1 protein-coding gene is annotated in these 325 nt (G+C 40.0%); it reads left to right on the top strand.

The window, feature by feature from the left end:
• Positions 1-325 (top strand): transposase (locus tag A9G40_RS15005; RefSeq protein WP_176700461.1); only part of this gene is annotated, 325 nt, incomplete at both ends.

Here is a 325-nt window from a genome sequence, read left to right as displayed (position 1 = left end):
TGGGGCTTTCCTAAATGTTGTAATCGTATCAGAAAGCTCGGCTATAAATGGAATCATAAACGTGTTTATCGGGTGTATTGTGAGTTAAAACTGAATCTTAAAACAAAACGAAAACAACGAATGCCACCTCGGGAGCCAGAAAAGTTATTGGCTCCCAATAAACAAGGTGAATGTTGGTCAATGGATTTTATGAGTGACAGTAGTCGTAATCAACGTCGCTTTAGGACATTCAATGTCATCGATGACTTTAATCGTGAGGCGTTAGGCATTGATATTGCAGTAAGCTTACCCGCAGGAAGGATTACCCGTTACTTAGATAAACTGG

This window comes from Gilliamella sp. Nev3-1 (assembly GCF_001690435.1).
Lineage (GTDB): Bacteria > Pseudomonadota > Gammaproteobacteria > Enterobacterales > Orbaceae > Gilliamella > Gilliamella apicola_C.
Note: the sequence above shows the minus strand (reverse complement) of the source record. Positions and strands in the feature narration are given on the sequence as shown.